The organism is Streptomyces fradiae, assembly GCF_041270065.1.
In the GTDB taxonomy this organism is placed as follows: Bacteria; Actinomycetota; Actinomycetes; order Streptomycetales; family Streptomycetaceae; genus Streptomyces.
Genome location: NZ_CP065958.1, coordinates 1996815 through 2020520, shown reverse-complemented (window position 1 = coordinate 2020520; position 23706 = coordinate 1996815). Strand labels below are relative to the sequence as shown.

General features: G+C 72.3%; 20 protein-coding genes. 16 read left to right on the top strand and 4 right to left on the bottom strand.

The features are described 5' to 3' along the window. Positions 1 to 5: 5 nt before the first annotated feature. The 4 genes from JAO84_RS09055 to JAO84_RS09040 form a co-directional block, all read right to left on the bottom strand. Entirely contained in the window at positions 6 to 2393 is a 2388-nt protein-coding gene (locus JAO84_RS09055; RefSeq protein WP_370412017.1) for a DUF3488 and DUF4129 domain-containing transglutaminase family protein, read from the bottom strand. Continuing rightward, positions 2390 to 3751: a DUF58 domain-containing protein gene (locus JAO84_RS09050; protein WP_370412015.1), complete on the bottom strand. Its 1362-nt coding sequence runs from the start codon at positions 3749 to 3751 to the stop codon at positions 2390 to 2392. Before JAO84_RS09050 ends, JAO84_RS09055 begins: the two co-directional genes overlap by 4 nt. Beyond that, positions 3751 to 4776 carry an AAA family ATPase gene (locus JAO84_RS09045; RefSeq protein ID WP_370412013.1) on the bottom strand — a complete coding sequence of 342 codons (1026 nt, stop codon included), beginning with the start codon at positions 4774 to 4776 and terminating at the stop codon, positions 3751 to 3753. Before JAO84_RS09045 ends, JAO84_RS09050 begins: the two co-directional genes overlap by 1 nt. A gap of 202 nt (positions 4777 to 4978) precedes the next feature. Beyond that, positions 4979 to 5518 carry a beta-class carbonic anhydrase gene (locus JAO84_RS09040; protein ID WP_370412011.1) on the bottom strand — a complete coding sequence of 180 codons (540 nt, stop codon included), beginning with the start codon at positions 5516 to 5518 and terminating at the stop codon, positions 4979 to 4981. Positions 5519 to 5844: 326 nt separating this feature from the next. Between JAO84_RS09040 and rsmH the strand changes: the two genes are divergently transcribed. From rsmH to JAO84_RS08960, 16 genes are all read left to right on the top strand, one after another. Next, the gene (rsmH, locus tag JAO84_RS09035; RefSeq protein WP_370412009.1) at positions 5845 to 6804 is read left to right on the top strand and encodes a 16S rRNA (cytosine(1402)-N(4))-methyltransferase RsmH; all 960 of its coding nucleotides are present in this window, start codon (positions 5845 to 5847) and stop codon (positions 6802 to 6804) included. A 47-nt stretch (positions 6805 to 6851) separates the two neighbouring features. Further along, positions 6852 to 7355 (top strand): septum formation initiator family protein, encoded by a 504-nt coding sequence (locus tag JAO84_RS09030; RefSeq protein WP_370416695.1) that lies wholly within the window; start codon positions 6852 to 6854, stop codon positions 7353 to 7355. 3 nt (positions 7356 to 7358) lie between these two features. Next, entirely contained in the window at positions 7359 to 9335 is a 1977-nt protein-coding gene (locus JAO84_RS09025; protein WP_370412007.1) for a peptidoglycan D,D-transpeptidase FtsI family protein, read from the top strand. A gap of 94 nt (positions 9336 to 9429) precedes the next feature. Then, positions 9430 to 11112 carry a UDP-N-acetylmuramoyl-L-alanyl-D-glutamate--2,6-diaminopimelate ligase gene (locus JAO84_RS09020; RefSeq protein ID WP_370412005.1) on the top strand — a complete coding sequence of 561 codons (1683 nt, stop codon included), beginning with the start codon at positions 9430 to 9432 and terminating at the stop codon, positions 11110 to 11112. 4 nt (positions 11113 to 11116) lie between these two features. Further along, complete coding sequence (gene murF, locus JAO84_RS09015; protein ID WP_370412003.1) at positions 11117 to 12547, top strand: UDP-N-acetylmuramoyl-tripeptide--D-alanyl-D-alanine ligase; 1431 nt, start codon at positions 11117 to 11119, stop codon at positions 12545 to 12547. Further along, positions 12544 to 13614, top strand: a complete 1071-nt coding sequence (gene mraY / locus JAO84_RS09010; RefSeq protein ID WP_370412001.1) for a phospho-N-acetylmuramoyl-pentapeptide-transferase — start codon at positions 12544 to 12546, stop codon at positions 13612 to 13614. The genes murF and mraY overlap by 4 nt, the downstream gene beginning before the upstream one ends. After that, on the top strand, positions 13596 to 15035 hold the full coding sequence (gene murD, locus JAO84_RS09005) for a UDP-N-acetylmuramoyl-L-alanine--D-glutamate ligase (protein ID WP_370412000.1): 1440 nt from the start codon (positions 13596 to 13598) through the stop codon (positions 15033 to 15035). Before mraY ends, murD begins: the two co-directional genes overlap by 19 nt. Positions 15036 to 15090: 55 nt before the next feature. Further along, entirely contained in the window at positions 15091 to 16431 is a 1341-nt protein-coding gene (gene ftsW / locus JAO84_RS09000; protein ID WP_265861648.1) for a putative lipid II flippase FtsW, read from the top strand. 6 nt (positions 16432 to 16437) lie between these two features. Then, the gene (gene murG / locus JAO84_RS08995) at positions 16438 to 17532 is read left to right on the top strand and encodes an undecaprenyldiphospho-muramoylpentapeptide beta-N-acetylglucosaminyltransferase (RefSeq protein ID WP_370411998.1); all 1095 of its coding nucleotides are present in this window, start codon (positions 16438 to 16440) and stop codon (positions 17530 to 17532) included. A 23-nt stretch (positions 17533 to 17555) separates the two neighbouring features. Then, positions 17556 to 18326, top strand: a complete 771-nt coding sequence (locus tag JAO84_RS08990; protein ID WP_370411996.1) for a cell division protein FtsQ/DivIB — start codon at positions 17556 to 17558, stop codon at positions 18324 to 18326. Between the two features lie 280 nt (positions 18327 to 18606). Further along, positions 18607 to 19821: a cell division protein FtsZ gene (gene ftsZ / locus JAO84_RS08985; RefSeq protein ID WP_370411994.1), complete on the top strand. Its 1215-nt coding sequence runs from the start codon at positions 18607 to 18609 to the stop codon at positions 19819 to 19821. Between the two features lie 4 nt (positions 19822 to 19825). Beyond that, positions 19826 to 20563 (top strand): peptidoglycan editing factor PgeF, encoded by a 738-nt coding sequence (gene pgeF, locus JAO84_RS08980; protein WP_370411992.1) that lies wholly within the window; start codon positions 19826 to 19828, stop codon positions 20561 to 20563. A gap of 26 nt (positions 20564 to 20589) precedes the next feature. Next, a complete protein-coding gene (locus tag JAO84_RS08975) occupies positions 20590 to 21309 on the top strand; it encodes a YggS family pyridoxal phosphate-dependent enzyme (protein ID WP_265861905.1) in 720 nt (239 codons plus the stop codon). A gap of 137 nt (positions 21310 to 21446) precedes the next feature. Next, on the top strand, positions 21447 to 22067 hold the full coding sequence (locus JAO84_RS08970; protein ID WP_265861641.1) for a cell division protein SepF: 621 nt from the start codon (positions 21447 to 21449) through the stop codon (positions 22065 to 22067). 81 nt (positions 22068 to 22148) lie between these two features. Continuing rightward, a complete protein-coding gene (locus tag JAO84_RS08965) occupies positions 22149 to 22439 on the top strand; it encodes a YggT family protein (protein WP_132915584.1) in 291 nt (96 codons plus the stop codon). 67 nt (positions 22440 to 22506) lie between these two features. Next, a complete protein-coding gene (locus JAO84_RS08960; RefSeq protein WP_265861639.1) occupies positions 22507 to 23571 on the top strand; it encodes a DivIVA domain-containing protein in 1065 nt (354 codons plus the stop codon). Positions 23572 to 23706: the final 135 nt, after the last annotated feature.

Genomic DNA, 23706 nt, shown 5'->3' with positions numbered 1-23706 from the left:
GCCTCCTACGAGGGCTTCCGGCGCAGGGAGCGGGTGAGGGCCGCGGCGCGGGTGGACCAGGCCGTACGGAGGGCTTCCGTGCGGGCCTGGGCGGCCCAGCGCAGGCGGGCGGCCGAGCGCGGGGCGAGGCGGGCGCGGAGACGGGCCGGGCGGGAGACCGAGGCGTCGAGGCCGTGGCGGATCAGCTCGGCCTGCTCCGTCAGGCCCGTGGCCGGGCGGGGACGCGGCGCGTACAGCGCCTCCTCCACCGCGCGGGCCACCCGGTGCACGGCGTCCGCCGCGTTCGTGGACAGCTCGCCCTCCCGGACAAGGCGCGCCGCCGTGCGCCGGGGCGTACGGGACTCGTCCGGGGTGATCCCGTAGTCCCAGGCGGTGTCGTTGATCTCCTGCCACACCGCGAGGACCCGGGCCACCGGGTCGGGCGCCGGACCGAGCCTGCGGGCCCGCAGCCGGCTGCGCCACAGCCACGGCAGCAGCGGCAGCCCGAGGACCACGACCACCACCAGGGCCACCAGCGCGATCTGCCGCCAGTCGAAACCGCCGCCGTCGCCGTCCGTGGCACCGGCCGCGGCCTGGTCCTGGCCGCAGCCACCGAGCTTCTGCTCCTGCGGGGTGCAGCTCACCGAGGCGCTCGGCACCGCCGAGGGCTGCGCCGACACACCGGTCGAGGGCTGCGCCGACGGGGTCGCACCGCCGCCCGCGGCGGTCGCCCGGGTGTAGTCCGGCACCGTGCCGCGCGAGGGCGTCGGCTCGAAGCGGACCCAGCCCGCCCCCTCGAAGTACAGCTCGGGCCACGCGTGGGCGTCCCGGATGCCGACCGACACGGAGCCGTCGGGCTGCGGGGTGCCGGGCATGAAGCCGACCGCGACCCGGGCCGGGATGCCGAGCGAGCGGGCCATCGCCGCCATCGAGAAGGAGAAGTGGATGCAGAAGCCCCGCTTGTCCTTCAGGAAGCGGGAGACCGCCCCGACACCCGTACCGGAGTCGACCGACACGTCGTAGCGGAAGCCGCCGTCCTCGGCGAACCAGTCCTGCAGCCGCACCGCCTGCTCGTAGGCGTTGTGCGTGCCCCGGGTGACCTCCAGGGCCGTCGACTTCACATCGGCCGGCAGCGAGGCCGGCACCCGGGTGTACTCCCGGACCAGCTTCTCCGGGGCGTCCGGGGCCGCCGCCAGCTGCTCGCCGGTCGGCCGCACGTCCAGGCTGGTCACCGAGTAGCGGGAGCCGCGCGTGGTCTGCCCGTTGTCGCCGACCAGCATCCGGCCGGCCGGCTCGTACCGCCAGCTGCCGCTGATGGAGACCTTCGACGCCGGATACGGCATCGGCAGCCACTTCTGCTCGTACTCGCCGGAGGCCACGAAGTTGGTGTTCACCTCCGAGACGCGCACGTCCTGGGCCAGGCCGTCCGGCCACGGCAGCTGCTCGGGCACGTCCTCGATCGGGCGGACCGAGGACTTCCACGAGGTGCCGTCGAACTGGTCCAGCGCGACGAGCCGCAGGTAGAGGCTGTTCTTGTCGGTGGCGTTGGTGCGGTAGCGCAGGACCTCCCGGTCCTCCGGCTGGCGCAGGTCGTTCTGCAGCGACACCAGCGGGTTCACCGCTGAGATCGTGCCGCCCTTGCCGCCCCGGCCCTCGCCGTCGCCGCCGCCGAACACACCGCCGCCCAGACCGGGCAGCGCGAACGGCACCAGGAGCGCCACGCCCAGGGTGACCGCGCCGATCCGCACCCCGGTGCGGGCCGGCGCGGACGCGGACCCGCCCTCGGCGACCGGGGAACCGCTCCGGCCCGCGCGCTGCGCCCCGCCGAACACCCGGCCCCAGGCCGACAGCCGGTCCCGGCCCTCGGCGAGCAGCAGCACCAGATAGCCGGCCGCCGCGAGCAGGAAGGCCAGCAGTCCCGCGCCGCCGCCGGAAAGCCCGGCGGCCACCGAGTACAGCGCGAGCAGCGGCAGTCCGGCCGGTGCCGCGTTGCGGAAGGTCACCGCGAGGGTGTCCACAAGGAGTCCGATCACGGCCACGCCGGTGACCAGGAGCAGCCGGATGCCGGGGGTGTTCGGCGCGGGCGGCGCATAGGTGCCCACATCGTTCACCCCGGCCTCGAAGAGGCTTCCGAAGGAGGTGAGCGCCTCCGGGCCCGGCAGCACGCCGAGGATCGCCTGGTCGCGGACGAAGACCACCGTCAGGACGAGCAGGGTCAGCACCGCCTGGGCGGCGATGGTCAGCGGCCGGGCCAGCGGCACCCGCCGGGTGACCGCGCCGACCGCGCTCTGCAGGGCGAGCACGAGCGCCGCAGTGAAGATCCAGGTGGCCGGTTTGACCAGCGGCATCAGCGCGAGGGATGCCGCCAGCGTCGCGGCGTAGGCCGCGAGCGTCAGCCGCGTGCGCCCGCTCATGACCAACCTCCGTAGGTGTCGGCGCCGGGGGCCTGCGCGGCCGCGCCGCCCGCGTGCTGCCACAGATCGGCGAGGCGTGCGCCCGGCTGCACGGCGAAGGCCTGCCAGCCGGCCTCCCGCAGCCGGCGCAGCCGGTCCTCGACCGCGCCCGTGACGGCGCCGCCGGTCAGCCAGGTCCCGGAGTCGAGCACGAAGGCGACCGCCGCCCCGCCGCGGTGCCGCATCCGGGCCACCAGCGCCGCCTGCTCCTCGTCGAGGTCGCCGACGAACGCGACGAGGAGTCCCTCGTGCCCGCCGCGCAGCACGTCGTAGGCCCGGGAGAGCCCGGCGCCCTCGGAGTGGTCCACGACCGCGAGGGTGTCCAGCATCAGTCCGGCGGCCTCGCCCGACTCCTGGCCCGCGCCGGCGAAGCCCTCCGCGCCCTCGCCGGGCACGGTGCTTCCGGTGTCGGTGAGCAGCCGGACCGCGTAGCCCCGCTCCAGCATGTGGGTGAGCACCGAGGCGGCGCCGGAGACGGCCCATTCGAAGGCCGAGTCGGGGCCGCCGCCCTCGTAGGCCAGGTCCCGGGTGTCGAGCAGCACCGTGCAACGGGCCCGCTGCGGCTGCTCCTCGCGGCGCACCATCAGCTCCCCGTACCGCGCGCTGGAGCGCCAGTGGACCCGGCGCAGGTCGTCGCCGTGCCGATAGGCACGCGGAATGATGTCGTCGTCCCCGGCGAGCGCGAGGGCCCGCTGCTGCCCCTCCCCGTATCCGGCGGACTCGCCGCCCAGCCTGACCGGCGGGAGGGCCTCGGTGCGGGGGATGACGGTGAGCGTGTCGTGGGCGCTGAAGGAGCGGGTCAGCTCGCACATCCCGAAGGGGTCGGTGAGCCGCAGCTGCAGCGGGCCGAGCGGGAAGCGCCCGCGCAGGTCGGAGCGGACCCGGTAGGACACCTCGCGGCGGCCGCCGGCCTCGACCCGGTCGAGCACGAAGCGGGGCCGCGGCCCCAGCATGTAGGGCACGTGGTCCTGGAGCATCAGCAGGCCGGTGGGCAGCCGGGACACGTTGTCCATGCGGAGGTGGACCCGGGCCTCGGTGCCGGTCTCGACCCGCCGCGGGGCGAGCCGGCGGCTCGCCGCGACCCGGTGGCGGGTGCGGTGCAGCACGAGGACGCAGACCAGCGGCAGCACGGCGAGCAGCAGCCCGACGCGCAGCAGGTCGGCCTGGCCCAATACATAGGCGCAGCCGGCGGCGGCGACCCCGGCGGCGAGGAAGGACCGGCCGCGGGTGGTGAGCCCGGCCAGGGCGGCCCGCAGGCTGCCCCGGTCGCCGTCCTGCCACTGCCCCGGGGCCTGTCCCTGCGGAGCGGCGGCGCTCATCACGGCCGCCGGACGCCGGGCTGCTGGCCGTAGTACGGACCGGAGGGCTGCGCGGGCGGTGCGGCGGCCGGCACCGGGGTGCGCTGCAGGATGTCCTGCACGACCTGCTCCGCGGTGCGGCGGCCCAGCTGGGCCTGCGCGGTGGGCAGCAGCCGGTGGGCGAGCACCGGGGCGGCGAGCGCCTGGACGTCGTCGGGCAGCACGTACTCCCGGCCGCTGAGCGCGGCGGAGGCCTTCGCGGCCCGCAGCAGGTGCAGCGTGGCGCGCGGGGAGGCGCCGAGCCGCAGCTCGGGGTGGGTGCGGGTGGCGGCGACCAGGTCCACCGCGTACCGCTTGACGGCCTCCGCGACGTGCACCGCGCGGACCGCCTCGATCAGCTTGAGCACCTCATGGGCGTGGGCCACCGGCTGGAGGTCGTCCAGCGGGGACACCGAGCCGTGCACGCCGAGCATCTTCAGCTCGGCCTCCGCGTTCGGATAGCCGATGGAGACCCGGGCCATGAAGCGGTCGCGCTGGGCCTCGGGCAGCGGGTAGGTGCCCTCCATCTCGACCGGGTTCTGTGTGGCGACCACCATGAACGGGCTGGGCAGCTCGTAGGTCTGGCCGTCGACCGTGACCTGGCGCTCCTCCATGGACTCCAGGAGCGCGGACTGGGTCTTGGGGGAGGCCCGGTTGATCTCGTCGCCGATCACGATCTGCGCGAAGATCGCACCCGGCTTGAACTCGAACTCGCGCCGCTGCTGGTCGAAGATCGACACGCCCGTGATGTCCGAGGGCAGCAGGTCGGGCGTGAACTGGATCCGGCGGACCGAGCAGTCGATGGACCGCGCCAGCGTCTTCGCCAGCATGGTCTTGCCCACGCCGGGGACGTCCTCGATGAGGAGATGTCCCTCGGCGAGGAGCACGGTCAGCGCAAGACGCACGACCTCGGGCTTGCCCTCGATCACACTCTCCACCGACCCGCGGACCCGCTCCGCGGTCGTGGTCAGATCTGTGAGGCTCGCTCGGTCGTCATAGGTCGTCACCCGGCCCTCCTCGGCCCTTTCGCAGCACCGACACCTGCCCCCGGCACGAGGGCCGGGGGGTGTCACCCGTGCATTCTTGTTGGCGTGACCGGGTCGTGTCACTTGCCCGCGGCAGGCCTGTGGATAACTCGGGGCGAATTGCCGGGGTTTGTAGGCTTGCGCCGTGCGGGACGCAGCTGAAATCCCTGGAAAACGCGAAGGGTCAGGCCGGGTCGATCTCGCGCAGCAGACCCGTCGTCACGTCGAAGACGAAGCCCCGCACGTCGTCGGCGTGCGGCAGGAACGGGGAGGTGCGGACCCGCTGCATCGACTGCCGGACGTCCTGGTCGACGTCCCGGAAGGCCTCCACGGCCCAGGCCGGACGCTGTCCGACCTCGTCCTCCAGCTCGTGCCGGAAGTCCTCGGTGAGGGACTCCAGACCGCAGTTGGTGTGGTGCACCAGCATCACGCTGCGGGTGCCGAGCGCCCGCTGGCTGATCGTGAGGGAACGGATCACGTCGTCGGTGACCACGCCGCCCGCGTTGCGGATGGTGTGGCAGTCGCCGAGCTCCAGGCCCAGCGCGGCGTGCAGGTCGAGACGGGCGTCCATGCAGGCGACCACGGCGACGCGCCGCACGGGGCGCGCGTCCATTCCGGGGTCGGTGAAGTCGGCGGCGTAACGCTCGTTGGCCTCGACGAGGCGGTCGATGACCGGGCTCTCGGTGCCTATCGGGTCGGCTGAGGGGTGCGCAGAGGTCGACATGTCTCCGACGGTAATGGGCACCGCTCGCGTGAGCCTGCTGTGAGAGCGGACAAAGAGCGCCAATGAACCTTGTTGTGAGCGACTCCACAGGGCGCCGCAACCGGGGCCGACCGGGTGAACCGTACGAATCGTCCGGCCGCCCCGCCGGCGGCGCGCGACGCGCCAGCCGGTTGGTTGACCGGCGGGTCGGGTGGACTAGAGTGACGCGAAGTTCACGGAGACATCGAGCGATTTCCGCCGATTCTCCCCATGTGTGCGGCGGTACCCGCGGCTCGGCCCCATCCGCTCGCCGGCGGTGCCTGTCCCGCCGGATCTGAGAGGGTGCATTGAGCAACGACCGACACGTCCCGGTGATGCTCCAGCGGTGCCTGGACATGTTGGCCCCCGCCCTGCAGCAGCCCGATGCCGTGGTCGTCGACTGCACCCTGGGCCTCGGCGGACACAGTGAGGCCCTGCTCAAGCGCTTCCCCGAGGCCCGGCTCGTCGCCCTCGACCGCGACAAGGAGGCCCTGCGCCTCTCCGGCGAGCGGCTCGCCCCCTACGGAGACCGCGCCACCCTGGTGCACGCCGTGTACGACGAGCTGCCCGAGGTCCTCGACCGGCTCGGCATCGACAAGGTCGCCGGCGTCCTCTTCGACCTGGGCGTCTCCTCCATGCAGCTCGACGAGGCCGACCGCGGCTTCGCCTACGCGCAGGACGCCCCGCTCGACATGCGCATGGACCAGACGACCGGCATCAGCGCCGCCGAGGTCCTCAACACCTACCCGCCCGGCGAACTGGTCCGCATCCTGCGCGCCTACGGCGAGGAGAAGCAGGCCAAGCGGATCGTCTCCGCGATCGTGCGCGAGCGCGAGAAGGAGCCCTTCACCAACAGCGCCCGGCTCGTCGAGCTGATCCGCGACTCCCTCCCGCAGGCCGCCAAGCGCACCGGCGGCAACCCCGCCAAGCGCACCTTCCAGGCCCTGCGCATCGAGGTCAACGGCGAGCTGTCGGTCCTGGAGCGGGCGATCCCGGCGGCCGTGAAGGCCCTCGCCGTCGGCGGCCGGATCGCCGTCCTCTCGTACCACTCCCTGGAGGACCGGCTGGTCAAGCAGGTCTTCGCGGAGGGCGCCGCGACCACCGCGCCGCCCGGCCTGCCCGTCGTGCCCGAGCAGTACCAGCCCCGCCTGAAGCTCCTCACCCGCGGCGCCGAGCTCCCCACCGAGGAGGAGATCGCCGAGAACCGCCGCGCGGCCCCCGCGCGTCTGAGGGGTGCGGAGCGGATCAGGGAGGACGTGCAGCCGTGAGCCGGAAGGGGCCGCTCAAAGGACGGGCCGCCCGGCTCGGCCGGCTCATGCCGTCCGGGCCGAGCACCGCGGCCCGTACCCCCTTCGTCCTGCTCGTCGTCCTGCTGCTCGGCGGCGGCCTGATCACCCTGCTGCTGCTCAACTCCGCCCTCAACCAGGGCTCCTTCAAGCTCAGCGAGCTGAAGAAGAAGACCACCGAGCTCACCGACGAGGAGCAGGCGCTCCAGCACGACGTGGACGACAGCGCCGCCCCCGACGCCCTGGAGCGCCGGGCCCGCGAGCTCGGCATGGTGCCCGGCGGCACCCCCGCCTTCCTCGACCCCGACGGCAAGGTCCGCGGCGTGCCCACCGTGGCGGTCTCCCCGAAGCCCTCGCCCAAGCCCACCCCGCCGGCCGCGAGCACCCCGCCGCCCGCCGCCCCGCCGGCCACCGGGGCCCCCGCGAACCGGGCCCCCGCCTCGGCACAGGCGCAGCCGACCGGCACCGCAAGCCCGACGGCGGCACCACCGGCCGCCCCGCCCGCGACCGCCCCCACGACCTCCGGCAGGTGACCCGTGCCCTCCAAGGAGCCCCCGCGCCGCCGCGTCCCCGGCCCCGCCCGGCCCGCACGCCCCCGTCCCGCCGCCTCCGGCCGGCCCGCCCAGCGGCCCGCCCCGCGGTCCGCGCCGCCCCGGCGCCCGGCGCCCCGCCCGGCCCCGAAGGCCCGCACCATCCGGCTCGGCAGCCCCAAACCCCGGCTCCGCCTGGTCTCGCTCGGCCTGACCCTGGTGCTGCTCGTCTTCGTGGTGCGGCTGCTGCAGGTCCAGGCCGTCGACGCCAGCGCGTACGCCGCCAAGGCCGAGAAGCACCGCTACCAGGAGTACACGCTCTCCGCCGACCGCGGTGAGATCACCGACCGCAACGGGGTCGCGCTGGCCGCCAGCGTCGACGCGTACGACGTCACCGCCGACCCCAAGCTGTTCACGCCCGAGGAGTCCAAGCTCAAGGACGCCCCGGAACAGGCCGCCGCGCTGCTCGCCCCGCTCCTCGGCAAGGAACCCGCCGAGCTCGCCAAGAAGCTGCGCACCCCCAAGTCCCGCTACACGATGCTCGCCCGCAAGCAGACCCCGCAGGTCTGGAACCAGATCAAGGACCTCAAGAAGGTCTACGAGCAGAAGGCCAAGCCCGCCAACGGCGGCAACGGCGTCAACCTGCTCGGCGGCATCCTCGGCGAGCCCAGCACCAAGCGCGTCTACCCGAACGGCGAACTCGCCGCCGGGATACTGGGCTACGTCAACGCCGAGGGCCGCGGCGCCGGCGGCATGGAGTCCATGCTCGACAAGGAACTCGCCGGCAAGGACGGCAAGATCCGCTACGCCCAGTCCGGCGGCCGCCGGGTGCCCACCGCCGGCTCCCAGGGCACCCCCGCCGTCCCCGGCTCCGACATCGAGCTCACCATCGACCGGGACATCCAGTGGGCCGCCCAGCAGGCCATCACCGAGCAGGTGAAGAAGTCCAAGGCGGACCGCGGCTACGTCGTCGTCCAGGACGTGCGCACCGGCGAGGTGCTCGCCATGGCCAACGCCCCCGGCTTCGACCCCAACGACCTCTCCCAGGCCAACGCCACCGCCATGGGCAACGCCGCCCTCCAGGACGCCTACGAGCCCGGCTCGACCGCCAAGGTGATGTCCATGGCCGCCGTACTGGAGGAGGGCGCCGCCGCCCCCGACACCCGGGTCACCGTGCCCAACCGGCTGCACCGCGGCGACCGCCTCTTCAAGGACGACATCGACCACCCGACCTGGTACCTGACGCTCAACGGCGTCCTCGCCAAGTCCAGCAACATCGGCACCATCCTGGCCACCGGCCAGCTCGGCAAGACCCAGCCCGAGGCCAACAAGGTGCTGTACGACTACCTGCGCAAGTTCGGCGTCGGCAGCCCCACCGGCCTCCACTACCCGGGCGAGACCCCCGGCATCCTCGCCAAGCCCCAGGACTGGTCGACCTCCCAGCAGTACACGATCCCCTTCGGCCAGGGCCTCTCCGTCAGCGCCATGCAGGCCGCCTCGGTCTACTCGACCATCGCCAACGGCGGCGTCCGCGTCGAACCGAGCCTGGTCCGCGGCACCAAGGGCCCCGACGGGCGCTTCACCGCCGCGCCCGAGCCCGGGGAGAACCGGGTGGTCAGCGAGAAGACCGCCAAGACCCTCGCCCAGATGCTGGAGTCCGTCGTCGACGACGAGGAGGGCACCGGCAACAAGGCCGCCATCCCCGGCTACCGCGTCGCCGGCAAGACCGGCACCGCGAACCGGGTCGACCCCGAACTCGGCCGCTACAAGGGCTACACCGCCTCCTTCGCCGGCTTCGCCCCGGCCGACCAGCCCCGCATCACCGTCTACTGCGCCATCCAGAACCCCACCAAGGGCAGCTACTTCGGCGGCCAGATCTGCGGACCCATCTACAAGAAGGTCATGGAGTTCGCCCTCAAGACCCTGCACGTCCCGCCGACCGGCAGCGGCCCCGCCCGGCTGCCGGTGACCTTCACGCCATAAGCCGAACCGGGCCGGCCGGTACTCGCATCCGTACACCCGTGCCCGCGCCCGTACCCGTACGACCGTGACACCGTGTGACACTCCGGGAGCTCCAGTGACAACGATCACCCCCCGTTCCGGGAACCGGAAATCGAACTCCGGCGACGCCGTGGCCCGATTTAGCCCTGCGGAGGGTGCGCCCGGTACGCTCACCGCCGTGCCACACGCTGATCAGTCCCGAACCGCCCCGCCCCGCCCCGAGCGGCTCCGCCCGACACCCCTGGGCGAGCTCGCCGACCGGCTCGGCACCGAGCTCTCCGCCGCCGGCCGCGGCGTCGAGGTCTCGGGCATCACCCACGACTCGCGGGCGGTCCGCCCCGGCGACGTGTACGCGGCGCTGCCCGGCGCCCGCGCGCACGGCGCCGACTTCGTCGCCCAGGCCGCCGGCCTCGGCGCCGCCGCCGTCCTGACCGACCCGGCCGGCGCCGACCGCGCCGCCGCGACCGGCCTGCCGGTCCTCGCGGTCGACAACCCGCGCGGCCGGATGGGCGAGCTCGCCGCCGAGATCTACGGGCGCCCCGGCGAGGGCCTGCTGCAGATCGGCATCACCGGCACCTCCGGCAAGACCACCACCGCCTACCTCGTCGAGGGCGGACTGCGCGGTGCCGGCAGACACACCGGCCTGGTCGGCACCGTCGAGATGCGGATCGGCGACGAGCGCATCAAGTCCGAGCGCACCACCCCCGAAGCCACCGACCTCCAGGCCCTGTTCGCGGTCATGCGCGAACGCGGCGTCGAGGCGGTCGCCATGGAGGTCTCCAGCCACGCCCTGGTGCTCGGCCGGGTCGACGGCTGCGTCTTCGACGTCGCCGTCTTCAACAACCTGAGCCCGGAGCACATGGAGTTCCACTCCGACATGGAGGACTACTTCCAGGCCAAGGCCCGGCTGTTCACGCCGGAGCGCAGCCGGCGCGGCGTGGTCAACCTCGACGACGCCTACGGCCGCCGGCTCGCGAAGGAGGCGACCGTCCCGGTCGTCACCTTCTCCGCCACCGGCGACCCGGACGCCGACTGGCGCGCCGAGGACGTGATCAGCGGCGCCGCCGACTCCGCCTTCACGGTGGTCGGCCCGGACGGTACGCGGATCTCCGCCACCGCCCCGCTGCCCGGCCCGTTCAACGTGGCCAACACCCTCGCCGCGATCGTCACCCTCGCCGCCGCCGGGATCGACCCGAAGACCGCCGCCGACGGCGTCGCCGCCGTCCCCGGCGTGCCCGGGCGCCTGGAGAAGGTCGACGCGGGCCAGCCGTACCTCGCGGTCGTCGACTACGCGCACAAGACCGACGCCGTCGAATCGGTCCTGCGCTCGCTGCGCGAGGTGACCCGCGGGAAGCTGCACGTCGTCATCGGCTGCGGCGGCGACCGCGACACCACCAAGCGCGGCCCGATGGGCGCCGCCGCGGCCCGGCTCGCCGACACCGCGGTGCTCACCTCCGACAACCCGCGCTCCGAGGACCCGCTCGCGATCCTCACCGCCATGCTGGCCGGCGCCGCCGAGGTGCCGGCGGCCGAGCGCGGCACCGTCCTCGTGGACGCCGACCGCGCCGCCGCCATCGCCGCGGCCGTGGCCCGCGCCGAACCCGGCGACACCGTCCTGGTCGCGGGCAAGGGCCACGAGCAGGGCCAGGAGGCCGGCGGCGTGGTCCGCCCCTTCGACGACCGCCTGGTCCTGCGCGAGGCGATCGTCAGCCGGCAGGACCAGCAGGACGCACACCGTCACCAGAACAGTCAGGGATGAAGCAGTGATCGCCCTCTCCCTCGCCGAGGTCGCCGAAATCGTCGGCGGGCAGGCGCACGACATACCGGATCCGGCCACCCGGATCACCGGGCCCGTCGTCATCGACTCCCGTGAGGTGAAGCCAGGCAGCCTCTTCGCCGCCTTCGCCGGTGAGCACGTCGACGGCCACGACTACGCGACCCGGGCCGTGGAGGCCGGCGCCGTGGCCGTCCTGGCCGCGCGCCCGGTCGGCGTGCCCGCCATCGTCGTCGACGACGTCCAGACGGCGCTCGGGGCCCTCGCCCGCGCGGTCGTCGGTCGCCTCGGCACCGATGTCGTCGCCCTCACCGGCTCGGCCGGCAAGACCTCCACCAAGGACCTGATCGCCCAGGTCCTGCAGCGGCACGCGCCGACCGTGTGGACGCCCGGCTCCCTCAACAACGAGATCGGCCTGCCGCTCACCGCGCTCACCGCCGGACCCGAGACCCGCCATCTCGTCCTGGAGATGGGAGCGCGCGGAATCGGCCACATCCGCTACCTCACCGGTCTCACCCCGCCGCGCATCGGACTCGTCATCAACGTCGGCACCGCCCACATCGGCGAGTTCGGCGGCCGCGAGCAGATCGCCGAGGCCAAGGGCGAGCTCGTCGAGTCCCTGCCGGCCGCCGAGGACGGCGGCGTCGCCGTCCTCAACGCCGACGACCCCCTCGTCCGCGCGATGGCCTCCCGCACCAAGGCCAAGGTGACGTTGTTCGGAGAGGCGGACGAAGCGGCCGTACGGGCCGAGAACGTCCGCCTCACGGAAAGCGGACAGCCTTCTTTCAGGCTTCACACACCCACCGGGTGCAGCGACGTGACCTTGCGCCTGTACGGTGAGCACCACGTGTCGAACGCGCTCGCCGCGGCCGCCGTCGCCCATGAGCTGGGCATGCCCGTCGAGGAGATCGCCACCGCGCTCTCCGAGGCAGGCACCCTGTCGCGCTGGCGCATGGAGGTCACCGAGCGTCCGGACGGCGTGACGATCGTCAACGACGCCTACAACGCGAACCCCGAGTCAATGCGAGCCGCCCTGCGCGCGCTCGCGGCCATGGGCAGGTCTGCACAGGCCAAGGGGTGTCGTACGTGGGCGGTGCTCGGCAAGATGGCCGAGCTCGGAGACGAGTCGCTCGCCGAGCACGACGCGGTCGGACGGCTCGCCGTCCGGCTCAACGTCAGCAAGCTCGTCGCGGTCGGGGACAGGGAAGCGTCCTGGCTGCAACTGGGCGCCTATAACGAGGGTTCGTGGGGTGAGGAGTCGGTGCACGTGTCCGACGCGCAGGCGGCGGTCGACCTGTTGCGCAGTGAGCTGCGCCCGGGGGACATCGTCCTGGTGAAGGCTTCCAGGTCGGTGGGTCTGGAGCGGGTCGCCCTGGCACTGCTCGAGAACAGCGCCGAGGGTGAGGTCGCCGGCCGATGAGGCAGATCCTCTTCGCGGGGGCGATCGGGCTCTTCCTGACCCTGATCGGCACCCCGCTGTTCATCAAGCTGCTGGCCCGCAAGGGATACGGGCAGTTCATCCGGGACGACGGCCCGCGCACCCACGGCGCCAAGAAGGGCACGCCCACCATGGGCGGCATCTCCTTCATCCTGGCCACGCTCGTCGCGTACGCGCTCACCAAGGTCATCACCGGCGAGGACCCGACGTACTCGGGCGTCCTGGTGCTGTTCCTGATGGCCGGAATGGGTCTGGTCGGCTTCCTCGACGACTACATCAAGATCGTCAAGCAGCGTTCGCTGGGTCTGCGGGCCAAGGCGAAGATGGCCGGCCAGCTGATCGTCGGCATCACCTTCGCCGTGCTCTCGCTGCAGTTCGCGGATCTGCGCGGCAACACCCCGGCCTCCGAGAAGCTCTCCTTCATCACGGACTTCGGCTGGTCCATCGGCCCGGTGCTGTTCGTGGTCTGGGCGCTCTTCATGATCCTGGCCATGTCCAACGGCGTGAACCTGACGGACGGTCTGGACGGTCTGGCCACCGGCGCGTCGGTGATGGTCTTCGGCGCGTACACCTTCATCGGGCTCTGGCAGTTCCAGGAGTCGTGCGCTAACGCCATGACCCTGACCAACCCCAACGCCTGCTTCGAGGTGCGCGACCCGCTCGACCTCGCGGTCGTCGCCTCCGCCCTGATGGGCGCCTGCTTCGGCTTCCTGTGGTGGAACACCGCGCCGGCCAAGATCTTCATGGGCGACACCGGCTCGCTGGCCCTCGGCGGCGCGCTCGTCGGCCTCGCCATCTGCTCGCGCACCGAGCTGCTGCTCGCGCTGCTCGGCGGTCTGTTCGTGCTGATCACGATGTCCGTGGTCATCCAGGTCGGCGCCTTCAAGATGACCGGCAAGCGGGTCTTCCGGATGGCGCCCCTTCATCACCACTTCGAGATGAAGGGCTGGTCCGAAGTACTCGTGGTGGTCCGGTTCTGGATCATTCAGGGCATGTGCGTCATCGTGGGCCTGGGGATCTTCTACGCGGGATGGGCAGCCGAAAAGTGAGCGATCAGCCGGACTGGCAGGGCAAGCACGTCACCGTCGCCGGGCTCGGCGTCAGCGGGATCCCCGCCGCCCGGGCCCTGCACGGCCTCGGCGCGGTCGTGACCGTCGTCAACGACGGCGACGACGAGCGCTCCCGGGCGCAGGCGGCCGAGCTGGAGGCGGCGGGCATCACCGTCCGCCTCGGCGACGGGGCCACCCTGCCGGCCGGCACCGAACTGATCGTCACCGCGCCGGGCTGGCAGCCCGACAAGCCGCTCTTCGCGGCCGCCGCCGAGGCGGGCGTCGAGGTCTGGGGCGACGTCGAGCTGGCCTGGCGCCTGCGGGGCCCGGAAGCGGCCCCCTGGCTCGCGGTCACCGGCACCAACGGCAAGACCACGACCGTGCGGATGCTCGCCTCCATCCTGGAGGCGGCCGGCCTGAAGACCGCCGCCGTCGGCAACATCGGCGTCTCGCTGCTCGACGCCGTCCTCGGCGAGGAGAAGTACGACGTCCTCGCCGTCGAGCTCTCCAGCTACCAGCTGCACTGGGCGCCCTCGCTGCGCGCCCACTCGGCCGCCGTGCTCAACCTGGCGCCCGACCACCTCGACTGGCACGGCTCCATGGAGGCGTACGCCGCCGACAAGGGCCGCATCTACGAGGGCAACCGGGTCGCCTGCGTCTACAACGTGGCCGACCCGGTCACCGAGGACCTGGTCCGCGAGGCCGACGTCGAGGAGGGCTGCCGGGCCATCGGCTTCACCCTCGGCACCCCCGGCCCCTCCCAGCTCGGCGTCGTCGAGGGCATCCTCGTCGACCGGGCCTTCGTCGAGAACCGGCAGAAGAACGCCCAGGAGCTCGCCGAGGTCGCTGACGTCCAGCCGCCGGCCCCGCACAACATCGCCAACGCGCTCGCCGCCGCCGCCCTCGCCCGCGCCTTCGGCGTCGAGCCGAAGGCCGTACGGGACGGGCTGCGCGCCTTCCGGCCCGACCCGCACCGGATCGAACTGGTCGAGGAGATCCAGGGCGTCGTCTACGTCGACGACTCCAAGGCCACCAACACCCACGCCGCCGAGGCGTCGTTGGCGGCCTACGACCCGATCGTCTGGATCGCCGGCGGCCTCGCCAAGGGCGCCTCCTTCGACGAGCTCGTGAGCAGGTCGGCGAAGCGGCTGCGCGGTGTCGTCCTGATCGGCCGGGACCGCGCGCTGATCCGCGAAGCCCTGACGCGACACGCCCCCGAGGTCCCGGTGGTGGACCTCGACCGGACCGACACTGGGGCGATGTCCGCGGCGGTCCAGGAGGCGGCGGCGCTCGCCGAGCCGGGGGACACGGTCCTCCTGGCCCCGGCCTGTGCGTCGATGGACATGTTCGCCAACTACAACAAGCGGGGCGAGGCCTTCGCGGACGCCGTCCGCGCCCTCGCCGCCACCGGCGACGCCTGACCTGACCAGCAAGGGGGTCCGGCCCGGCCGGACACGACTGGAGGGGACAGGGAGCATGCCGAGCAGAACCGCCGGGCCGCGCCGGCCGCCCGCCGCACGCGGCGCCGGCCGCGCCCCCGCGGCACCGAGGAAACCCCGCGCGGGCGGTCTGCGCGGGCTCCACGAGCGGGCCCGCCGGGCCTGGGACCGGCCGCTCACGGCGTACTACGTGATCGTCGGCGCCGGACTGCTCATCACCGCGCTCGGCCTGGTGATGGTCTACTCCGCGTCGATGATCACGGCGCTCCGCTACGACCTGGTGCCCTCCTACTTCTTCCGCAAGCAGTTCTTCGCGGCCCTGCTCGGCGCGGGCCTGCTGTTCCTGGCCTCCCGGATGCCGGTGAAGCTGCACCGGGCGCTCGCCTACCCGATCCTGGTCGGCGCCATCTTCCTGATGGTGCTCGTGCAGGTGCCCGGGATAGGAGTCGCGGTCGGCGGCAACCAGAACTGGATCTCGCTGGGCGGGCCCTTCATGCTCCAGCCCAGCGAGTTCGGCAAGCTGGCGCTGATCCTGTGGGGCGCCGACCTGCTGGCCCGCAAACAGGACATGAAACTGCTCACGCAGTGGAAGCACATGCTGGTGCCGCTGGTCCCCGGGGCCTTCCTGCTGCTCGGGCTGATCATGCTCGGCGGTGACATGGGCACGGCGATCATCCTCACTGCGATCCTGTTCGGCCTGCTGTGGACCGCGGGCGCCCCCACCCGGCTCTTCGTCGGCGTGCTCGCCGTCGCCGCCGTCATCGGCGGGGTGCTCATCAAGACCAGCCCGCACCGCCTGGAGCGCTTCGGCTGCCTCGGTGCCAGCGACCCGGGCGGCGCGGGGGACCCGTGCTGGCAGGCGGCGCACGGCATCTATGCTCTCGCCTCGGGCGGATGGTTCGGTTCCGGACTCGGTGCGAGTGTGGAAAAATGGGGCCAACTCCCCGAAGCGCACACCGACTTCATCTTCGCCGTCACCGGGGAGGAACTGGGTCTCGCGGGGACGCTGTCGGTGCTCGCCCTGTTCGCGGCTCTAGGCTATGCGGGTATCCGCGTGGCCGGAGGCACGGAGGACCCCTTCGTCAGGTATGCCGCGGGAGGCGTGACCACCTGGATCACGGCGCAGGCCGTGATCAACATCGGTGCGGTGCTCGGTCTGCTGCCGATCGCCGGAGTCCCGCTCCCGCTGTTCTCCTACGGGGGTTCGGCCCTGCTGCCGACCATGTTCGCCGTCGGGCTCCTGATCGCCTTCGCACGACAGGAACCCGCCGCGAGAGCGGCCCTGGCCCTGCGCCGCCCCGGCTGGGGCAAGCGGGCCGGGGGGAGATGGAAGTCGATGCGACGGCGCGTCAAGAAGCGTCCGTCCGGAGAGCGGTGAATTTCGGTGCATGTCGTACTCGCCGGCGGAGGTACCGCCGGTCACATCGAGCCCGCGCTCGCCCTCGCGGACGCCCTGCGCAGGCAGGACCCCTCCGTGGGGATCACGGCGCTGGGCACGGAGAAGGGCCTGGAGACCCGGCTGGTCCCCGAGCGGGGCTACGAGCTGGCGCTCATCCCGGCCGTGCCGCTGCCCCGCAAGCCCACCCCTGAGCTGATCACCGTCCCCGGACGGCTGCGCGGCACCATCAAGGCCGCCGAGCAGGTCCTGGAGCGCACCAAGGCGGACTGCGTGGTCGGCTTCGGCGGTTACGTGGCCCTGCCCGGCTACCTCGCCGCCAAGCGGCTCGGCGTGCCGATCGTGGTCCACGAGGCCAACGCCCGGCCCGGCCTGGCCAACAAGATCGGCTCGCGCTACGCGGCCGGGGTCGCCGTCGCCACCCCGGACTCCAAGCTCCGCAACGCCCGTTACATCGGCATCCCGCTGCGGCACACCATCGCGACCCTCGACCGCGCCCGCGTGCGCCCCGAGGCGCGCGCCGCGTTCGGCCTGGACCCGAACCTGCCGACCCTGCTGGTCTCCGGCGGCTCGCAGGGCGCGCGCCGGCTCAACGAGGTGGTCCAGCAGATCGCCCCGGTGCTCCAGCGCTCCGGCATCCAGATCCTCCACGCGGTCGGCCCGAAGAACGAACTGCCGCGTGTCGACAACATGCCCGGAATGCCGCCGTACGTGCCGGTACCGTACGTGGACCGGATGGATCTCGCGTACGCCGCCGCCGACATGATGCTCTGCCGCGCGGGCGCGATGACCGTCGCCGAGCTCTCCGCCGTCGGACTGCCGGCCGCCTACGTCCCGCTGCCCATCGGCAACGGCGAACAGCGGCTCAACGCCCAGCCGGTGGTCAAGGCCGGCGGTGGACTCCTCGTCGACGACGCGGAACTGTCGCCGCAGTGGGTGCAGGCCAACGTCCTGCCCGTACTGGCCGATCCGCACCGTCTGTACGAGATGTCCCGCGCCGCCGCCGAGTTCGGCCGCCGGGACGCCGACGAGCTGCTCGTCGGCATGGTGTACGAGGCGATCGCCGCCCGCCGTCAGGGCTGAGCGGCACCCCCAGGAGGAGCGCGGTGGCAGCGAAGAGCAGGTCCGAGGGCTCCGCGCCGCGGCCGTCCCGGCCGGGTGTCCGGAGGTTCCGGGTGCCCGGTCCGCGGGTGCTGCTCATCGCCCTCGGCGCCGTCCTCCTGGTCGCCGGCGGCGTCTGGGCGCTCTACGGCTCCAGCTGGTTCCGGGTCGAGAAGGTGAGCACCTCCGGTACGGCGGTGCTCACCCCGGAGCAGGTCGAGCGGGTCGCGGCGGTTCCGGTCGGCGCGCCGCTCGTCTCCGTCGACACCGACGCCATCGCGGCCCGGCTGCGCGCCGAACTGCCCCGGATCGACTCCGTGGACGTGGTCCGGTCCTGGCCGCACGGAATCGGTCTGAAAGTGACGGAACGTCGCCCCGTACTCCTGCTCGAAAACGGCGGAAAGTTCGACGAAGTGGACGCCGGGGCGGTCCGGTTCGCCACCGTGACCACCCCGCCCCGCGGCGTACCCCGGCTCGTCATCGACGCCGCCGCCTCCCCGAGCCTGCGCCGCTTCGACACCGAGCGGCTGCTGACCGCCGCGGTAGGCGTGACGGGCGAACTCCCGGAGAAAATCGCCCAGGACGTCCGTGTCGTCCGGATCACGTCGTTCGACTCCATCACTCTGGAACTCGGCAAGGGCCGCAGCGTCTTCTGGGGCAGCGGTGAGGACGGGCCCGTGAAGGCCCGTGTTCTCACCGCTCTCATGAAAGCGACTCCCAAAGCGGGGCACTTCGATGTAAGTGCCCCCACCGCACCCGCCTCGTCGGGAAGTTGACGCTCATCACCGCTGGCCAGCACCCTGGTTGGCCAGCGCTACGGGTGATCACATAGGGTGAAAAGAAAAACGGGAGGTTCGGCGTGTTCGTTGAACGTGCGCCACTTGTCGACTTAGTGTCCTGTTCGGAAGAGTCCAGCGAACAGAGACACTGGTAACCCTAAACTTCAACGTTAGGGTTTGGGTCGGCGTCATGGACCGTCCCAATCGGCATCCGTCGTCGCGACGCGTCAACCACCGCGAAGCGGCGACACGTAACTCGAGGCGAGAGGCCTTCGACGTGGCAGCACCGCAGAACTACCTCGCAGTCATCAAGGTCATCGGTGTCGGCGGCGGTGGTGTCAATGCCATCAACCGAATGATCGAGGTCGGTCTCAAGGGCGTCGAGTTCATCGCCATCAACACCGACGCGCAGGCGCTGTTGATGAGCGACGCCGACGTCAAGCTCGACGTCGGCCGTGAACTGACCCGCGGCCTGGGGGCCGGGGCCAACCCGGCCGTCGGCCGCAAGGCGGCAGAGGACCACCGCGAGGAGATCGAGGAGGTCCTCAAGGGGGCCGACATGGTCTTCGTCACCGCCGGCGAGGGCGGCGGCACCGGCACCGGCGGCGCGCCCGTCGTCGCCAACATCGCGCGCTCGCTCGGCGCCCTCACGATCGGCGTGGTCACCCGCCCGTTCACCTTCGAGGGCCGCCGTCGCGCCAACCAGGCGGAGGACGGCATCGCCGAGCTCCGCGAAGAGGTCGACACCCTCATCGTCATCCCCAACGACCGGCTGCTCTCGATCTCGGACCGCCAGGTCTCCGTGCTCGACGCCTTCAAGTCGGCCGACCAGGTGCTCCTCAGCGGTGTCCAGGGCATCACCGACCTCATCACCACCCCGGGTCTGATCAACCTCGACTTCGCCGACGTCAAGTCGGTCATGTCCGAGGCCGGTTCCGCCCTCATGGGCATCGGCTCCGCCCGCGGCGACGACCGCGCCGTGGCCGCCGCTGAGATGGCGATCTCCTCGCCGCTCCTGGAGGCGTCCATCGACGGCGCCCGCGGCGTGCTGCTGTCCATCTCCGGCGGCAGCGATCTCGGTCTCTTCGAGATCAACGAGGCCGCCCAGCTGGTGAGCGAGGCCGCCCACCCCGAGGCGAACATCATCTTCGGCGCCGTCATCGACGACGCCCTCGGCGACGAGGTCCGGGTCACCGTGATCGCGGCCGGCTTCGACGGCGGTCAGCCGCCGGCCCGCCGCGACAACATCATCGGCTCGGCCTCCGCCAAGCGCGAGGAGCCGGCCCCGGCCCCCCGCATCACCGAGACCGCCCGCCCGCTCGGCGGCCTGGGCACGGTGACCCCGCGCGAGGAGCCGGCCGCCCCGGTCGAGCCCGCGCCGGCCGTCGGCGAGAGCTCGCTGCCGCCCGTCGCGCCGCCGGTGGTTCCCCCGGCCCGCCCGTACGCGGACACCCAGGCCGAAGAGCTGGATGTCCCGGACTTCCTGAAGTGACACGTTGATAGGGCAGCGTTTCGAGACGAGCGGCGCGCACTTCGCCTTCACCGACCGGTGGGGCGGGGTGAGCGCCGTTCCGTACGAGGAGCTCAACCTCGGCGGCGCCGTGGGCGACGAGCCCGCGGCGGTCCTGGCCAACCGGACCCTGACGGCGAAGGAGCTCGGGCTCGACCCGGCGCGGGTGGTCTGGATGAACCAGGTGCACGGCGCCGGGGTGGCCGTGGTCGACGGACCGTGGGACCGGGCGTCGCAGGGGGAGATCCCCTCGGTCGACGCTGTGGTCACCGCCACCCGCGGGCTCGCCCTCGCGGTGCTGACCGCGGACTGCGTCCCGGTCCTGCTCGCCGACCCGGTCGCCGGGGTCGCGGCCGCCGCCCACGCGGGCCGGCCCGGCATGGTGGCGGGCGTCGTGCCCGCCGCCGTCGCGGCGATGACCGAGCTCGGCGCCGACCCGGCCCGGATCACCGCCCGCACCGGACCCTCGGTCTGCGGCCGCTGTTACGAGGTGCCCGAGGCGATGCGCGCCGAGGTGGCCGCGGTCGAACCGGCCGCCTACGCCGAGACCTCCTGGGGGACTCCGGCCGTCGACGTGGCCGCCGGCGTGCACGCCCAGCTCGCCCGGCTCGGAGTCGCGGACGTCTCGGACGCCGGGGTCTGCACCCTGGAGTCCGGTGACCACTACTCGTACCGCCGCGACCGCACCACGGGGCGACTCGCGGGATATGTCTGGTTGAGCTGAGAAGAGACATGACCGACCTGACCGACCTGGCCGACCGCAAGGCCGAACTCGCCGCCAACCTCGCCCGGGTGGAGGAGCGCATCGCCGCCGCGTGCGCCGCCGCCGGACGGGCGCGGGACGAGGTGACCCTGATCGTGGTCACCAAGACCTACCCCGCGAGCGACGTTCGGCTCCTGCACGAACTCGGGGTGCGGCACGTGGCGGAGAACCGCGACCAGGACGCCGCCCCCAAGGCCGCGGCCTGCGCGGACCTGGACCTCAGCTGGCACTTCGTGGGCCAGCTGCAGACCAACAAGGTCCGTTCCGTGGTGGGTTATGCCGATGTGGTGCAGTCCGTCGACCGGTTGAAGCTCGTTTCCTCTCTCTCCGCGGCCGCGGAGAAGGCGGAACGTGAACTCGGCTGTCTGATCCAGGTCGCCCTCGACGCCGAGGCCGGCGAGCGGGGCGACCGCGGCGGGATCGCCCCGGACGGGATCGAGGAGTTGGCCGCCGCGGTGGACGCCGCTCCCGGACTGCGGCTCGACGGACTGATGACGGTCGCGCCGCTGGCAGGCCCGTTCGCGGGCCGGCAACGCGCGGCGTTCGACCGGCTGATGGATTTGTCGACTGTCCTGCGCGCGACCCGTCCAACTGCGAACATGGTGTCAGCAGGGATGAGTGCGGACCTCGAAGAGGCCGTGGCGGCCGGGGCGACACACGTACGCATCGGTACGGCGGTACTCGGAGTCCGCCCGAAGCTCGGGTAACGTCGCGAAGCAAGTCGGACCACAGCAGAAAATATGGTCATTCCGCCGAGCAGGCGGGGGGACCCGTGGATCGCGGGCACTTGGTGACACTGCGACATTCGGTTAGGCGATCCACCACTGAGCGGAGGATGCAGAGAATGGCCGGCGCGATGCGCAAGATGGCGGTCTACCTCGGCCTCGTGGAGGACGATGGCTACGACGGCCGGGGATTCGATCCCGACGACGACTTCGAACCCGAGCTGGAGCCGGAGCCCGAGCGCGACCGGCGCCACCAGCCCCCTCGGCAGATCGAGCGGGAGGAGCCGGTGCGGGTCGTGCAGCCGCCCGCTCCGCGCGAGCCCGTCGCTCAGTCTGTACCGGTACACGCGGAAAGCGGACGTCCTGCCCGAATTGCCCCCGTGGCATCCATCACACCCGAACGTCCGAGCCTGGAGAAGAACGCACCGGTGATCATGCCCAAGGTCGTGTCCGAGCGGGAGCCCTACCGCATCACCACGCTGCACCCGCGGACCTACAACGAGGCCCGTACCATCGGGGAACACTTCCGTGAAGGCACCCCGGTGATCATGAATCTCACGGAGATGGACGACACCGACGCGAAGCGACTTGTCGACTTTGCCGCCGGACTCGTGTTCGGGCTCCATGGCAGCATTGAGCGAGTGACGCAGAAGGTGTTCCTGTTGTCGCCTGCTAACGTCGATGTCACGGCGGAGGACAAGGCCCGCATCGCAGAGGGCGGATTCTTCAACCAGAGCTGAGAACACGAGACCGAGAACGGCCGGCCGCGGGAGCGGCCGGACAAGTGAGAGCACGAGAACCAGGGGAGAGGGAACCGCGGGATGGGCGTCGCACTGCAGGTGGTCTACATCGCGCTGATGTGCTTCCTCGTCCTTCTGATCTTCCGGCTGGTCATGGACTACGTCTTCCAGTTCGCCCGGTCATGGCAACCCGGCAAGGCGATGGTGGTGGTCCTCGAGGCCACCTACACTGTGACCGATCCACCGCTCAAGCTTCTGCGGCGGCTCATCCCGCCGCTGCGCCTCGGGGGCGTGGCACTCGACCTGTCCTTCTTCGTTCTGATGATCATCGTCTACATCCTGATCTCCGTCGTCAGCGGCTTCGCGAGGTGATGGTGGAGGGAACTGTGGACGATACGGTCTTGCCGACTGCCGACGACTACGTAGAGGTGAAGAAGAGATGCCGCTGACCCCCGAGGACGTGCGGAACAAGCAGTTCACGACCGTCCGCCTTCGAGAAGGCTATGACGAGGACGAGGTCGATGCCTTCCTCGACGAGGTCGAAGCCGAACTGACCCGACTGCTCCGCGAGAACGAGGACCTGCGCGCCAAGCTGGCCGCCGCGACCCGTGCCGCCGCGCAGAACCAGCAGCAGGGCATGCGCAAGCCCCCGGAGCCGCAGGATCGTCCCGTCGGTCCCGGCGCTCCCGTGCCCGCCGCCATATCCGGACCGCCGGCGCAGCAGCAGGGCCCCATGCAGGGCCCGCCGCAGCTGCCCTCCGGTGCCCCCGCGCTGCCCGCCGGCCCGATGCAGGGCGGCCCCATGCAGGGCGGCCCCATGGGCCCCGGCCCGATGCAGGGCGGCCCGATGGGTCCCGGTCCGATGCAGGGCGGCCCCATGGGTCACCCGCAGCAGCAGCAGATGGCGCCCGCGCCGCAGGGCCCCGGCGGCGACAGCGCCGCGCGCGTCCTGTCGCTCGCGCAGCAGACCGCCGACCAGGCGATCGCGGAGGCCCGTTCCGAGGCCAACAAGATCGTCGGCGAGGCGCGCTCGCGCGCCGAGGGCCTGGAGCGGGACGCCCGCGCCAAGGCCGACGCCCTGGAGCGGGACGCGCAGGAGAAGCACCGCGTCGCGATGGGCTCCCTGGAGTCCGCCCGCGCCACCCTCGAGCGCAAGGTCGAGGACCTGCGGGGCTTCGAGCGTGAGTACCGGACCCGCCTGAAGTCGTACCTCGAGTCCCAGCTGCGTCAGCTGGAGACCCAGGCCGACGACTCGCTGGCCCCGCCGCGCACCCCGGCCGCCGCGTCCCTGCCGCCGTCCCCGTCGATGGCTCCGGCCGGCGCCGGTGCCCCGTCCTACGGTGGCAACGGCCCGATGGGCGGCGCCCCGTCGTACGGCGGTCAGCAGCAGATGACCCCGGCGATGACCCAGCCGATGGCCCCGGTCCGTCCGCAGGCCCCGCAGCCGATGCAGCAGGCCCCGGCGCCGATGCGCGGCTTCCTCATCGACGAGGACGACAACTGAGGCCGGCGGATCAACGCGTGTTGAACGCGTAGCCGTCGTCGGCAGTCCTGAAGGGCCGGCTCCCGTTTCCGGGGGCCGGCCCTTCGGCGTTCCCCGCGGTCGTACGAAGGCGAGTCCGGTACGACGAAGGGCCCG

Excerpts from the sequence above, each read along its gene's own strand:
- JAO84_RS09055 (WP_370412017.1), bottom strand. The coding sequence starts at position 2,393 with ATGAGCGGGCGCACGCGGCTGACGCTCGCGGCCTACGCCGCGACGCTG.
- ftsW (WP_265861648.1), top strand. The coding sequence starts at position 15,091 with ATGCCGAGCAGAACCGCCGGGCCGCGCCGGCCGCCCGCCGCACGCGGC.
- JAO84_RS08970 (WP_265861641.1), top strand. The coding sequence starts at position 21,447 with ATGGCCGGCGCGATGCGCAAGATGGCGGTCTACCTCGGCCTCGTGGAG.
- murD (WP_370412000.1), top strand. The coding sequence starts at position 13,596 with ATGGGCAGCCGAAAAGTGAGCGATCAGCCGGACTGGCAGGGCAAGCAC.
- mraY (WP_370412001.1), top strand. The coding sequence starts at position 12,544 with ATGAGGCAGATCCTCTTCGCGGGGGCGATCGGGCTCTTCCTGACCCTG.
- JAO84_RS09040 (WP_370412011.1), bottom strand. The coding sequence starts at position 5,518 with ATGTCGACCTCTGCGCACCCCTCAGCCGACCCGATAGGCACCGAGAGC.
- JAO84_RS08960 (WP_265861639.1), top strand. The coding sequence starts at position 22,507 with ATGCCGCTGACCCCCGAGGACGTGCGGAACAAGCAGTTCACGACCGTC.
- JAO84_RS09030 (WP_370416695.1), top strand. The coding sequence starts at position 6,852 with ATGCCGTCCGGGCCGAGCACCGCGGCCCGTACCCCCTTCGTCCTGCTC.
- JAO84_RS09050 (WP_370412015.1), bottom strand. The coding sequence starts at position 3,751 with ATGAGCGCCGCCGCTCCGCAGGGACAGGCCCCGGGGCAGTGGCAGGAC.
- JAO84_RS08965 (WP_132915584.1), top strand. The coding sequence starts at position 22,149 with ATGGGCGTCGCACTGCAGGTGGTCTACATCGCGCTGATGTGCTTCCTC.